Raw genomic sequence first — 12,408 nt, 5'->3', positions numbered from 1 at the left:
GCAGCTATCGCGCGGGAAAATGCCTGTAAAAGGTCGAGATCGAGACGCCGATCGCGCGCGCGATCTCGCGCGACGACATCTCCGTCTTGAGCAGCTTGGTGGCCGCGTTCCGGCGCTCTTCGGTCATCATCGTCTTTCGCCCGCCGAACCGGCCCTTGCGCCGTGCGACGGCCAGCGCAGCAGTGGTCCGCTCGCGGACCAGCTCGCGTTCCATCTGGGCCATCGCCGCCAGGATGTTGAAGACGAGCCGCCCCGCCGTTCCCGAAGTGTCGATTCCATCGGTGATCGAACGCAGCCCGATCCCCTTCTCGTCGAGGTCGGCCGACAAATCGACCAGCCCCTTCATGGTGCGGCCGAGGCGGTCCAGCTTCCACACGACCAGCACGTCACCCGATCGCGCATAGGCAATCGCTTCGGCGAGGCCAGGACGATTCACTTTCGCGCCGCTGGCCTTGTCGGAATAGAGCCGCTCGCAGCCGGCTTGCTTCAATGCCTCGATCTGGGGCGTCAGATCCTGGTCGGCCGTCGACACCCGCGCATAACCGATCAACATGCAATTTTCCCGAAACTCATCGACAACGGCCCTGCCACTGAGTTACTAACGGAAATGGGTTTTGAGAAGTGCGCTTTGTTGACAACTTCCAACGGGATCGGCCGATCGCGGTCACGAGCGGCGGTATTCCCATGAGGGCGTCGCAAATCAGATCGGGGCTGTTGAAAAAGGCTCGAGGCTGCCCGGCTAGGTTGGCTCGCAAAGGATTGGGATTTGGGGAGCCGGCGTGCCGGGCGCGAGCGGCGAAAAGCGGTGTGAAATGGAGAGGGAAGATGGCAGATTGAGCAGGTGATCGACCGCCTCTGTGACGCTTGCCGAACTGGCTACCACGCGCCGTTCGACCGTTTTCACCAAGTTGCCGTATCCGAGAACGGTCCCACCTTTCTCAACAAGTGCGAGCGGTGCGGAACGCTTTGGCACGAGACGTTGCACGACGCGCAATCGTCAGCTCGACGAAAGCGGTAGAGTTATACCCGAACGCTCCTACATGGCCCGCCTCACCAGATATTGACCAAACCCATTCACGCCCAAACTACCGACATTCAATGCGTGTCGCGCGTCCATTTGGATAACGGGCTGCGAAATCCTTGAGGGCTTCGGGTTGATCGGTTTGGATCATGGAGAAGCCGGCGCGGATCAGGCGTCCCCAGACCCGGTCAGGATCCACTAGGGCCTGCGCATCGCCTCCGCCCGGACCGTCGCGGTAATAGCCCTCCTGAAGGCTATTGGTCCAAAGGCGCACACCGCCCTTGCGCGCCAGATGCGCCAGGGCCGTCAGGGCCGGGCAACCCAGTTGCGGCGTGCCGAAACTGACCGGGCGACGGCGTGCGGAAAGCTGCCGGCGGGCCTGGGCGACGATTTCATCCGGCGTGCCCGTCACCTTGGTCAGGATCGGCATGAAGGGGACGCGATCATAAGGGGGAATGGATGCCAGAGCCTGACTGGCAGGTCCGACCCGGGTCTTGAGAAGCACATCCTGCGCGAAGCCGCCACGCACCGCCTCGTCTATGACTTCGCCATAGATCGCTTCCTGTATGTCGAGATTGAACAGGATGCGTCCTCCGCCGTACCGCAGCATTTCGGTCAGGGTGGGCACGCGCTGATCGGTCAGGGCGGCGGTCGCGCCGCCCAAGTCCGCGCGCAAATGCAGCCCCTTGATCTCGGCCAAGGTCATGTCGCTAACATTGCCGCTGCCATCGGTGGTCCGATCGACCTTCGCATCATGCATCATGACCAGATGACCGTCGCGAGTTCGACGGACGTCGGTTTCCATCATGTCCACGCCCATGGCGATGCAATGGTCCAGCGCCTGCAACGAATTCTCCGGCGCGGAGGGAAGGCCGTGGCGCGGCGCGGCGGCATGACAGCCGCGATGGGCGACGACCATCACGCCGGCGCCGGCGTCCGCCAGACGTTGCCGGAGCGGCTGCGCGGAATTGACGGATGCCCCGCCGCCGCCTGCAAAGAGCGACGCGGAAAGAATGATTCCGCAAAGGCGAAGGGTCTTGGTCTTTGTCATGACAATTGCTCCGGAATGCCGCGTACTTCTCAGCGGATCGTCTGATGTCGCCCGAGCCTCGCCATGCGGGCAATCAGGCTTTGCGGACGATCCGTCTGGATAATGGTGACGCCGGTCTCGATCACGCTATCGTAGCTCGCGCCGTCATCGCCCGCGGCGGCCTTGTCGGTCGCGCCGAGGACATTGACCATGCCTCTGACACCCCGTTGGTCGAGCCCGGCGACCAGCGCGGATGTGAGATAGGCTGGCTCCAGATGCACGAAACGAGGCTTCGAAATGCTGACATAGTCGTCGAGTTCGACAGCCGTGCGGGCCAGTCGCAGCGTCGCCCCGCCCTGCCATGCGGCTTGCATGTTTTCCAGCCAGCGGGGGTCGTCGGCGTAGAAGAGCGCATGCCGCATGCCGGTTTGGCGCAGGATCGCGGCAACCTCCGATGCGCGGTCGACCTTGAGGTGCAGATCGACCACGATGCGGTCCCGGGCGGTGCGCAGGGCCGATTCCAGTGTCGGCACGCGATACCGGCTGGGCTTGCCGTCGGGATCGAGCAGGCGCAGCTGTTCGATCTGGGCAAATGTCATACTTTCGACGTGACCTTGGCCGTTCGTCGTTCGAGCCACATCGGAATCGTGCATCAACACGGCAATATTGTCACTGGTGAAGCGGACATCGATTTCCACGACATCGACGCCCAGCCGGATCGCGTGACGAAGGGCCGGGATCGAGTTTTCCGGGACTTCGCCATGGACGCCGCGATGCGCGGCGACAAAGGAGCGTGCTCCGGGCGCCGCATTGAGCGCGGTCCAGATGGCGTCGGAGCGATGCGCCTGGACCGGCTGGCTGGCAACCAGGGCCGCGCCGATCACCGACGCGGTGAAGAAGGATTTATGCATTTCGCTGTCTCCGTCAAAATTTGTAGGATGCGCCGGCGAAGAACGAGCGGCCATTGTCGATAATGTCTCTGATGACGGCGCCGCCCGGGCCGAAATAGCGCGTCGGGCGATCGTTCCCGACATTCTTTGCGGTGACGATGAAGTTGAGATTGCGCGTCAGGCGATAGGATGCCTGAAGATCGACGATGTTCGCCGCGCCGAGAAAGCGATCATTGGCCGCGAAATCGGTACCGACCACCGACAACTGGCGGCCGGTGTAATTATAGGCGGCTTTCGCGCTGAAACGCCCGGTGCTGTAGAACAGGCTGGCGTTGAAAACGGTCTTGGCCTGTTCCAGCAGCGAACCAAGTTGACGATAGCTGCCGTCGTTCATGCGGATGCTGGTGGGATTGGTCTTGAGCAGGGTGACGTTGGTCGAAAAGCCAAGTCCCTTGAACAGCGGGGACACCGCGCCAAGAGTGGAGACCGTCAGCCCGAGTTCGAGGCCCTCGACCCGCGACTTGTCGAGGTTGCGGGCCTGCCTGACCGACACCAGCGTCGGCACGCCGGCTAGATCGAGGGTGTCCTCTGACACGGAATCGAAGATTTCATTGCGGATGTCCTTGCGGAACAGCGCGACCGAAAAGATGCTGTCCTGGGCGAAATACCATTCAAGCGACAGGTCGTAATTGTCCGCCTGCCGGGCCTTGAGGTCGGGATTGCCCTGCGCGACCGAATATCCGGCGGGTGTCCGCGTGATTGTGGCGGGCGTTGCCAGATCGTCATAATTGGGACGGCCGATGGCCCGGGCATAGGCCGCCCGCACCTTGACGGTGTCGGTCAGGTCGTAGCTCGCATTGAACGAGGGCAGGACATTGCCGTAGCTGCTGCTGTGCCGGGCCGGCGTGTAGGTTGCGGGCGAGACGAAAGAGGAGCGCGTCAAGGACGAGCTTTCGAAATCGGTCAGTTCATAGCGGACGCCCGCAATCACCCGCAACCGGTCGCCGTGCCAGGCCGCCATCGCATAGCCGGCATAGATATTCTCCTTCACGCCGTAATTGCCGGCGATATTATTGTCCGCCGTCGCGGCGGTCAGGGCATAATTGGCCTTGTTCGCTTGGAAATAGGCTTCCGCCGCGTTCTGATCGACCAGCAGCATTGTATAGGCCGGGTCCAGGAACGGGGAGAAGCTGTTGGCGCGGACTTGCGTGCTCAGCAGCGGCGCCACCGCGCTGGAGACGGGCTGATAATAGCTTTCGCTGTGATCATAGGCCCGGTCGAGCAGCCGGGCCTGTACGCCGGCCTTGATCCCCAATCCTCGGCCGGACATGTTGTGGCCATAGTCCAGCCCAACGGTCGTGGCCTTTTCCTTGTTGCGGTTCAGGCCGTAACCGTAAAGCGTCTGCCGGTAGCGGGCCGGTTCGGCGGCGGCGGCGTTGCGCGCCGTCAGGATCGGGAAGTTCTGGTCATTATAGGCATAGTCATAGCCGAACAGGCTCGATGCGCTGCCGCTGGTATAGATGCTTTCCACATTGGCGCTGCTGAATGTGCCGATGCCGTAGCTCGCGCGCAGGTTGATTGCATCCCGGTCGGTCGGCGACAGATCGAGCGTGCCGGTGACATAGCGGATCTGGCGGCGCTGGAAATATCTGTCATATTGAACGGTGCCGGTGCCGGACTGCGCGGTCCCGCTGGTGGCGGTAACATTGCTGTGATTGCCCGAAATGGCGAGAACATTGTCGTTGCGGTCCTCCTTGTTCTTGTGCGTGAACTGAGCCGCCGAGATGCTCGCCGCGACACCATTGTGATTGTTGAACTCCAGCTTGGCGAACGCGCCCAACCGATCGCGAAGATTGTCATAGACATAGTAGTCACGCCGCAGCGGGGCGCGGTTGGCGGTGGACAGATTCGGCGCGCTGAGGGCTAGGCGTGCGCCCGTTGTGGGATCATAATAGCCATAGCTGGCCGCCGTCGGGTCCGTTGACGAGGAATCGCGCCGGAAATAGCTGCCCCCCAGAGCCAGTCCGAACTGCTTGTCGCTACCAAAGCGGGTGGTGATTAAGGCGTCGATCCTGCCCGAAGGCGTGTGGCTGCTGTAGTTGCGCCCATTTTGATAGTCGCCATAATCCACCCTGATCGAGCCGAACAGATCCTTGTGATCGAAGGCGCTGGGCGTCTGATAATTGATCTGCCCGCCAATCGCATTGCCGTCCATATCGGGCGTCAGCGATTTCGTGACCGTGATCTGGGTGGCGGCGGTCGAAGGCAACACGTCGAGCGAGACGCTGCGCCGCCCGACTTCGGTGGAAGGCAGGACGATGCCATCACGGACGATCGACGTATAGGCCGAATTCAGGCCGCGAATGCCGACAAACTGGTCCTCGCCGCGCTGGTTGTTCTGGACCAGCGAAATGCCGGGAATGCGCCGCATGGCTTCGCCAAAGCCGAAATCGGGTAATGACCCCACTTCGGATGCCGACACGACGTCGGCAATGCGCGGATTGTCGCGCTTGGCGCGGATCGCCGCGCGGTTCGCGTAACGCTCACCGGTCACGACGATTTCGTCGGCCTTCGCGGTTTCCGACGGCTCCGGCGACGGCGATGATTGCGCATGCGCCATCGAAGCCGCGCCAAGCGCGAGCAGCCCGACGCTGCGATAAAAATTCATGCGTATATTATGGTTCATGGCTTGCCCCTGCAACCGATCCGATGTTGCGGCGCAATACCACTCTCCGTGCGTAGAATTTATGACATTCCACACTTGCAGCGTGATAATATTATCTCGAATATATCACTGTTTTCATTGATGATTTAATATACCATACCTGCACAATGCCCGAATTGCACTTCAAGCCGCAGCGTCAGAAGTACAAAGCCCGCAGCGGAAGGGTGGCCGCGCCGATCGCTACCGGATCGCGTGGCGAAGCGGCGAACCGAAGCTCCGGAGCCTTGCGCTGGAACCCGCGCCGTTCGGGACTATATAGGCGTATCCGATCGATAAGGGGCGCGGCCAGTGCTTCAGGCAGGCGTCCGCCCAGAACGATCATGCCGGGATCGACCGCCGCATGAATGCCATTAACGATCATCGTGAGCGACCGTCCGGCCTGTTCCAGCCAAGCCGAAACCCCTGCCCAATCCAACTCGAAATCGGCGAGGAACTGGCGCAGCGTCCGATAGGACAACCCTTCCGCGTCGTTGACCATGCGCATCAGATTGCCAAGCGAGGGCGATAGATATTCCGGCGGCAACATGCCACCGAACTCGCCGGCATTGCCATTCACGCCGCGCATCGGCTGACCGTTGCGGATCATTCCGCCGCCAAAGCCTGTCGCAAAATGCAGATAGGCGAAATCATCCACCTCACGGCCGTATCCGAGCAAGGATTCCCCTACAGCAGCGGCCGTGCCATCATTTTCCACCCATACAGGCATATGGAGCGCGTCGCGAAAAATCCGGTCGAGCTCGACAAAGGCCCAGTCATCAAGGGCCGGCGGATTGACTTGGCTGCCATCGCCAACGAAATAGCCGGTTATCCCGATCCCCAATCCGGCCAGCCTCGCCGTGTCGAGGCCCTGCGCGGCCCGCGCTGCGATGAAGCGCCGGATCAAGACGATCACATCGGCAGGCGTGGGCGAATCGATCGTTGAGATATCCTCCGCAATCACGCCTCCGGCCAGATCCAGGGCCGTCAGCGCAACCCCGTCGGCGGTGACGGACAGACCCAGCGAAAAGGCGGCATCGGGATTGATGCGAATGATCGGGCTGGGCTGCCCGCGTCCATTGCGAACGCTGCTGCCGATTCCCACCAGATCGCGCCGGACCAGGCGATCGACGATCCGCGACACCGACTGCTGCGTCAGGCATGACGCTTTTGTCAGATCCGAACGCGTGGCATCGGCATGACGCTGGATCAGGCTCAGGATCAAGCGATCGCCGGGTGTTTCGGGGCTGGGCCTGCCGCCTTCGCCAGGGTCATCCGTAACGGGCTGCATCGGGCCTGCCTCTTCGCCGGAACCGGCACCGCCCCTGATTGCCTGCACGCCTGTCTTCATCGCCATTGGCCAGCGCTGGTACCGGGCGAGCGGACGGATGTCGAGGCGGATATGGTGGCGCTGCCGGCCCTGACGCACGCCACGATGACCATGCAGACCAGCGCCCCCACTATCGGCGCACCGACCATGGCCAGCGATAAGGGCGACAAGGGCGCCGCCAGTGTCGCCATGCTGTTGGCATCGAGCATGTAGCCCAGCAAAAAGGCGGCAAGCGCCTGGGCTGTTTTGGATACGGCCGTGAACGTCGCGAAGCGAAGCGTCACGATCCCGGACGATGCGACCTGGGCCAACAGCGTCCACAGCATTGCGTTGATAGCGCCGAAGGCGATGCCGCAACCGATGCTCACGGCAGCGGCCATAGCCGGCTGACCTCGCGCGAACAGGCCGAAACCGAGCGCGGCGAGAATTTGGGCGAAAGCTGCGAGCAGCATGCCGTTCATCGAGCCAAGGCGGCGATGGATGCCGATCCACAAAAACTGGGCCATCAGATTGCCGATGGAGATCAGGGTCATCAAGGACCAACTCGTTGCGCCGCGCATCCCATATGCCGCAAGATAGGCTTCCAGCCGTTCGAAAATGGCGGTCGACAGGCTGATCCCGAATGCCATGACCATCAGCGCTGCGACGGGGAACAGCATCGGCACGGGATGGGGCGCGCCATGAGTCCGCCCGGTCGCGCCATGCCCCAGGCAGCTTGCGTCCCCGCTTTCTTGCGGGCAGCGGGCGAGCCAATAGGCGCTCGCCGTGGCAATGATCGCGATGCTCAGCCCCAACAGGGCGAATAGGGTGGAACCCTTGGCCTGCTGGTTGATCAACAGCGGGCCGGCAAGCCCAGTGACGACAATCGTCGCCACCCCGCCAAGCGCAAGCCGCACGCCGACGAGTTTGGCCCGGACTTCATTCGACACGTCGAAAAGGGACAGCAACGCATTCTGCGGAACGTCCGCCATGGCATATAGCAGGCGAAAGGCGATCAGCGTTGCGATCACGAAACTCGCGCGCAGGGACGCTTCCACCAGTCCCGACAGGCAGAAAGCCGCAAAGGCGGCGCTTGTGCAGGCGATGCCGATCAATTGCTGCCGCTTGGCGCTTGCGCTCGATGAGGCGGTCCTCCCCAGCCACGCACCGACCAGCCCATCGGCGACCGCGCTCAGAAGCAGCGTCGCGCCTATCGCCATGCCAGCGAGCTTAGGAGAAAGGCCACATATTTCAGTCAGATAATATAGGAACAGCAGGGCGCTGGACTGCCACAGCATGCTCTTACCGAAATGCGCAATTCCGTATCGGACGTGAATCTGGACCGGGTTGGCCGAAGCGTTCGGCGTTCGGGTGCGCGAGATCAATCTTGTGCCGATCGGTCGATAAATGGTGCCGAGCGCCTATGCAGCCAAATTGTGACAGGAAATTATCATTGTGGTGGGGCTATCCCGGTTTGCAGTGGATGGTCGGCCCGGCTGACGTGACAAGTTCATTCAGCCAGCCGCGTGCTGGCGGATAGCATTCCTTGAGCGGCGCGTCGGGGAACGCCGGCTTACTGAATATTCGGTCCGAAACTGGTCATCCTGGAATTGGCCAGAGCTTGCCATCTCATCGCTATACGAAAAACAGGTGTATCCCGACATCCGAGCGGGCCTGTTGGTGCTTAGACCCCATGACTGCCAGAGCCTCGGAGGCTCGAATCTGAGATGCTGATGATGGATTTGTCAGCAGCGGAGACGAGTCATGACGGAGACGGTGAAATACGTTGGTCTGGACGTTCATAAGGAAACCATTGCGGTCGCGGTTGCCGATGGGGAACGCGGAGGCGAGGTGCGTTTCGTCGGCACGGTCGCCAACGAGGACGATGCGATCAGGGGTCGGTTCCGGCTGAGGGCGAAATGACACCCTAAGCGTCGGCGTCTTTCGGCCAGAGGTATTCGCCGGTGAGGAGGATGTGCGCCCATCCGAGCGGAGAGACGTGGGCGAGAAGATGGTCCGGCGTCTCCAGCCCTTCGCGTCGCCGTGCCTCGACAGCATGACCAAGATGCAGGGTGTTCCAGTAGACGATGATGGCGGTGAGCAGGTTGAGGCCGGCGATCCGGTAGTGCTGGCCCTCGGTGGTGCGGTCACGGATTTCGCCCTGGCGGCCGATGCGCAGGGCGTTTTTCAGCGCATGATGCGCCTCGCCCTTGTTGAGTCCGACCTGCGCGCGGCGCTGCATCCCGGTGTCGAGAATCCATTCGATGATGAACAGCGTGCGCTCGATCCGACCCACCTCGCGCAGGGCTGTGGCCAGGTCATTCTGGCGCGGATAGGCGGCGAGCTTGCGCAGGATGCGGCTCGGCGCGACCTGCCCGGCACTCATGGGGACCGGTGAGAGAAGGCCCGAAAACGTACGCTAAGCTCGGCGCTCGGCCGTAGTGGTGCGCAGCGGCCTGAACCGCCCACGCGGCTTCTCGATCTCGCTCCACAGATAGTCGCCGGTGAGGCCGATATGCTCCCAGCCCAGCGGTGCAACGTGGGCGAGCAGCTCGTCGGGTACATCAGCGCCCGTCGACCGCAGGTGACGGACGGCCCGGTCGAGATAGACGGTGTTCCAGAGCGCGACGGCGGCGGTGACTAGGGTCAGTCCGGAGGCGCGGTGTCGCTGGTTCTCGAAGGTGCGGTCGCGCAGCTCGCCAAGGCGGTTGAAGAAAATGGCGCGGGCGAGCGCATTGCGGGCCTCGCCCTTGTTGAGGATGCTGCCCGTGCGGCGTCGCTGCTCGGGATCGTCGAGCCAAGCGAGCATGAACAGCGTGCGCTCGACGCGCCCGATCTCGCGAAGGGCACGGGCGACCGGGTTCTGGCGCGGGTAGCCCGCCAGCTTTTTCAGCATGGCGGACGCGCTAACTGTTCCCGCCCTGATCGATGCGGCAAGCCTGAGCGTCTCAGCCCAGTTCTCCTCGATCGCCTTTATGTTGATCGGCCCTGCGACCAGTGGCCGAAGCGTCGGCCATGGATCGAGCGGTGCAAACCCGTAGAGCCGACGCTCGTTCAGGTCGCGGATACGCGGTGCGAACCGGAAGCCGAGCAGGTGGCAGAGCCCGAAGACATGGTCGACCGCTCCCGCGGTGTCGGTCGCGTGCTCCCGGATGGCGAGTTCGCTTTCGTGGTCGAGCAGGCCGTCGATGACATGAGCTGCCTCACCGGCGTTTGCGGCAATGACCTTGGTATGAAATGGCGTGAACCGGTCGGTGACATGGGTGTAGAACAGCACGCCAGGCTCCGACCCGTAGCGGGCGTTCACGTCGGCGCGTGCCTCGCCGCGACCGCCCGCTCGGAAGAACTGCCCGTCCGAGGACGACAGCTCGCCCGAGCCCCACACTTGGCCGAGCGGATGCGCGTTGTGTGCGTCGACGATGGAGGCGAGTGCCGACAGATAGGTCTCGTCGCGAACGTGCCACTCGGCCGTCCAGCGCAGGCGCGCGAGGGTCAGCCCGCGTGAACTCTCCGCCATGCGGCCAAGGCCGAGGTTGGTCGCGTCAGCCAAGATCGTGCCCATCAGTGCGGCCTGGTCGGCCGCGGGCTCGCCGCTGCGCGCGTGGACGAAGCCGTCCGCGAACCCCGACCAGGCGGCGACCTCCACCAGCAGGTCGGTGACACGCACGCGCGGCAGCAGCGCGTAGAGCTTTGCCTTCAGCTCGTCCGCCGCGTCCGGCACCGCACGCCTAAGCGGTGAGACGATGAGATCGCCGCCTGCGATCACAACGTCGACCAGCTCGCCGGCCGAAGCCGCGCGTTCGACCTCACCCATGCGGTGGACCAGGGTGGCGCGGCGTTCGGCAGACCAGTCCGCGAAGCCCGACGGCACCGTCAATCCCAAGCCACCCTCGTCCCGCATAGCCGCAAACGCGGATTGGGGCAGGAGATAGTCGTCGAGCGTGCGATAGGCACGGCTCCCGTCGACCCAGACGCTCCCCGATGCGAGGCGCTCGCGCAGGTGGACGATGACGGCAACCTCATAGGCGCGGCGGTCGATCCCGTCTCCATCTGGGAACACCACTTTGCGCCATCGCGGGCGCAGGAAGGTCGTCGGCACCCGCTTGGGCAGCACCGATCGGCCATCGCGATACATGCGCCGCAGCACGTCGATAGCACCCAGCAACGGATCGCCGGAGCGGGCGGCGCGGAAGGTGAACGCATTATAGAGTGTCGGGGCGAAGCGTCGCACTTCGGCATGGCGCTGCACCACCTCGTCCAGCCCGTCCTCGTTCCCACGGGTCAGCTCTTCGGCGAACCCCACACTGCGCTCCAGCTGGTCCCATCCGATCCGGTCGCTGATCGCGCGCAACGGGTCGCGACCGTTCGCGCGCGTGTCGAGCAGAAGGCGGCCGAGCCGGGCATGGACGCGGGCGGTATCCTTGAGCAGCCGCGCCTCGCCCAGCAGCCGCTCGGATCGGGTCCGGTCGGCGCGCCGGAACAGTGAGCCAACCATCTTCTCGGCCATGGCGAGCGCCGCGTCGGTCAGCGCCGCCTCCAGCTCGATCACGGCCGCGACCAGCGTCGCCACACGCCGGCGCCTCTCCATGCGCCGCAGCGCCTGCGCGGTGACGATGCCGGCGACACGGGCGATCACGGCGTAGCGGGCGGCGTGAATGCGCCGCGCCCGCTCTGGCTCGATCCCGAGCGAGCGGACGCGGAACAGCCGCTCGGCGATCGCCTTGAGGTTCGCTGCGGTCGGGGCTTCCGACCACTCCCGGAGCCAGCCAAGATCGGTCCGACCCTGTTCGCCGGGATCGATCAGGTCAGCGAGCGCCAATTCCTGTTCGGCTGTCAGGTCGCGGATCAGTCCGGCATGTGCGACGCGACGGGCCTGGGCGCGGGCGATCAGCGCCACGCGCTCCAGCGTCGACGCGGCGGGCACGACCACGCGGACGTGCCGCAACCGCTCGACCATGGCGGCGACGATAGGCTCGCCGCGATTGGTCGATGTCGCCACCTCCTGCCCGAGCATTAGCATGGCGTGCAGGTCGGATCGTTCAAACGGGCGCAGGCCGAGATATGACCCAATCTCGGCGCGGTGCTCGCGCAGCGTGGGTGCGCGCTCCGCATAGCGAACAAAGTCCGCAGCCGACCCGCCGATCTGTGCCGCAAGCAGATCAAGCATCTCGCGCGGAGGCAGTTCGTCGGGAAACAGCGCTCGGCCGGGATGCCGAAGATAGCAGAGCTGGACAGCATAACCGATGCGGTTGGCTCCGCGCCGTCGCCGGCAGACCTGGACGAGATCGTCGGGGCCGAGCGTGTAGAACCGCTCCACGGTGTCACGGTCGTGTGGTGGGTCGAACAACGCGGCGCGCTGGCCGGGTGAGAGGATCGTCTTCGCCGGCATTGTGCTCCCTTCGGCGTAGCGTCACGAAATCAGCTGCCCAGGCTGTTCGTGGAGCATAGACAGGAACA

Annotated in this window: 7 protein-coding genes and 2 pseudogenes; 1 reads left to right on the top strand and 8 read right to left on the bottom strand. The window is 63.6% G+C overall.

Features of this window, described 5'->3' with window-relative positions; all coding sequences use genetic code 11:
- Nucleotides 1–4 precede the first annotated feature (4 nt).
- From ACP7A3_RS16880 to ACP7A3_RS16855, 6 genes are all read right to left on the bottom strand, one after another.
- A complete protein-coding gene (locus ACP7A3_RS16880) occupies nucleotides 5–553 on the bottom strand; it encodes a recombinase family protein (protein ID WP_024310630.1) in 549 nt (182 codons plus the stop codon).
- Nucleotides 554–1,085: 532 nt separating this feature from the next.
- Nucleotides 1,086–2,072, bottom strand: a complete 987-nt coding sequence (locus tag ACP7A3_RS16875; protein ID WP_426256707.1) for a glycerophosphodiester phosphodiesterase family protein — start codon at nucleotides 2,070–2,072, stop codon at nucleotides 1,086–1,088.
- A gap of 29 nt (nucleotides 2,073–2,101) precedes the next feature.
- Nucleotides 2,102–3,016 carry a glycerophosphodiester phosphodiesterase family protein gene (locus ACP7A3_RS16870; protein WP_426256708.1) on the bottom strand — a complete coding sequence of 305 codons (915 nt, stop codon included), beginning with the start codon at nucleotides 3,014–3,016 and terminating at the stop codon, nucleotides 2,102–2,104.
- Nucleotides 2,976–5,627, bottom strand: coding sequence for a TonB-dependent receptor (locus tag ACP7A3_RS16865; protein WP_426256709.1), 2,652 nt, complete (start codon nucleotides 5,625–5,627; stop codon nucleotides 2,976–2,978). The genes ACP7A3_RS16870 and ACP7A3_RS16865 overlap by 41 nt, the downstream gene beginning before the upstream one ends.
- A 175-nt stretch (nucleotides 5,628–5,802) precedes the next feature.
- On the bottom strand, nucleotides 5,803–6,993 hold the full coding sequence (locus tag ACP7A3_RS16860; RefSeq protein WP_426256710.1) for an ROK family transcriptional regulator: 1,191 nt from the start codon (nucleotides 6,991–6,993) through the stop codon (nucleotides 5,803–5,805).
- Nucleotides 6,990–8,336, bottom strand: a complete 1,347-nt coding sequence (locus ACP7A3_RS16855) for an MFS transporter (protein ID WP_426256711.1) — start codon at nucleotides 8,334–8,336, stop codon at nucleotides 6,990–6,992. The genes ACP7A3_RS16860 and ACP7A3_RS16855 overlap by 4 nt, the downstream gene beginning before the upstream one ends.
- 379 nt (nucleotides 8,337–8,715) lie before the next feature.
- On the opposite strand from ACP7A3_RS16855, the pseudogene ACP7A3_RS16850 reads away from it, so the two are divergent.
- Nucleotides 8,716–8,859, top strand: a pseudogene (locus ACP7A3_RS16850) (IS110 family transposase); the annotation flags it as partial.
- Between the two features lie 19 nt (nucleotides 8,860–8,878).
- Here the strand turns inward: ACP7A3_RS16850 and ACP7A3_RS16845 are convergent.
- Nucleotides 8,879–9,337: pseudogene (locus tag ACP7A3_RS16845) on the bottom strand (Tn3 family transposase); the annotation flags it as partial.
- Between the two features lie 33 nt (nucleotides 9,338–9,370).
- Entirely contained in the window at nucleotides 9,371–12,340 is a 2,970-nt protein-coding gene (locus ACP7A3_RS16840; RefSeq protein ID WP_426256712.1) for a Tn3 family transposase, read from the bottom strand.
- Nucleotides 12,341–12,408 lie beyond the last annotated feature (68 nt).

It is taken from the genome of Sphingomonas sp. DC5200-1, assembly GCF_049897245.1.
In the GTDB taxonomy this organism is placed as follows: Bacteria; Pseudomonadota; Alphaproteobacteria; order Sphingomonadales; family Sphingomonadaceae; genus Sphingomonas; species Sphingomonas aquatilis.
This window is presented reverse-complemented; position numbering and strand designations above follow the sequence as displayed.

Coding starts and splice junctions, on each gene's coding strand:
- ACP7A3_RS16865 (WP_426256709.1), bottom strand. CDS start 5,627: ATGAACCATAATATACGCATGAATTTTTATCGCAGCGTCGGGCTGCTC.
- ACP7A3_RS16860 (WP_426256710.1), bottom strand. CDS start 6,993: ATGAAGACAGGCGTGCAGGCAATCAGGGGCGGTGCCGGTTCCGGCGAA.
- ACP7A3_RS16870 (WP_426256708.1), bottom strand. CDS start 3,016: ATGGCCGCTCGTTCTTCGCCGGCGCATCCTACAAATTTTGACGGAGAC.
- ACP7A3_RS16880 (WP_024310630.1), bottom strand. CDS start 553: ATGTTGATCGGTTATGCGCGGGTGTCGACGGCCGACCAGGATCTGACG.
- ACP7A3_RS16875 (WP_426256707.1), bottom strand. CDS start 2,072: ATGACAAAGACCAAGACCCTTCGCCTTTGCGGAATCATTCTTTCCGCG.
- ACP7A3_RS16840 (WP_426256712.1), bottom strand. CDS start 12,340: ATGCCGGCGAAGACGATCCTCTCACCCGGCCAGCGCGCCGCGTTGTTC.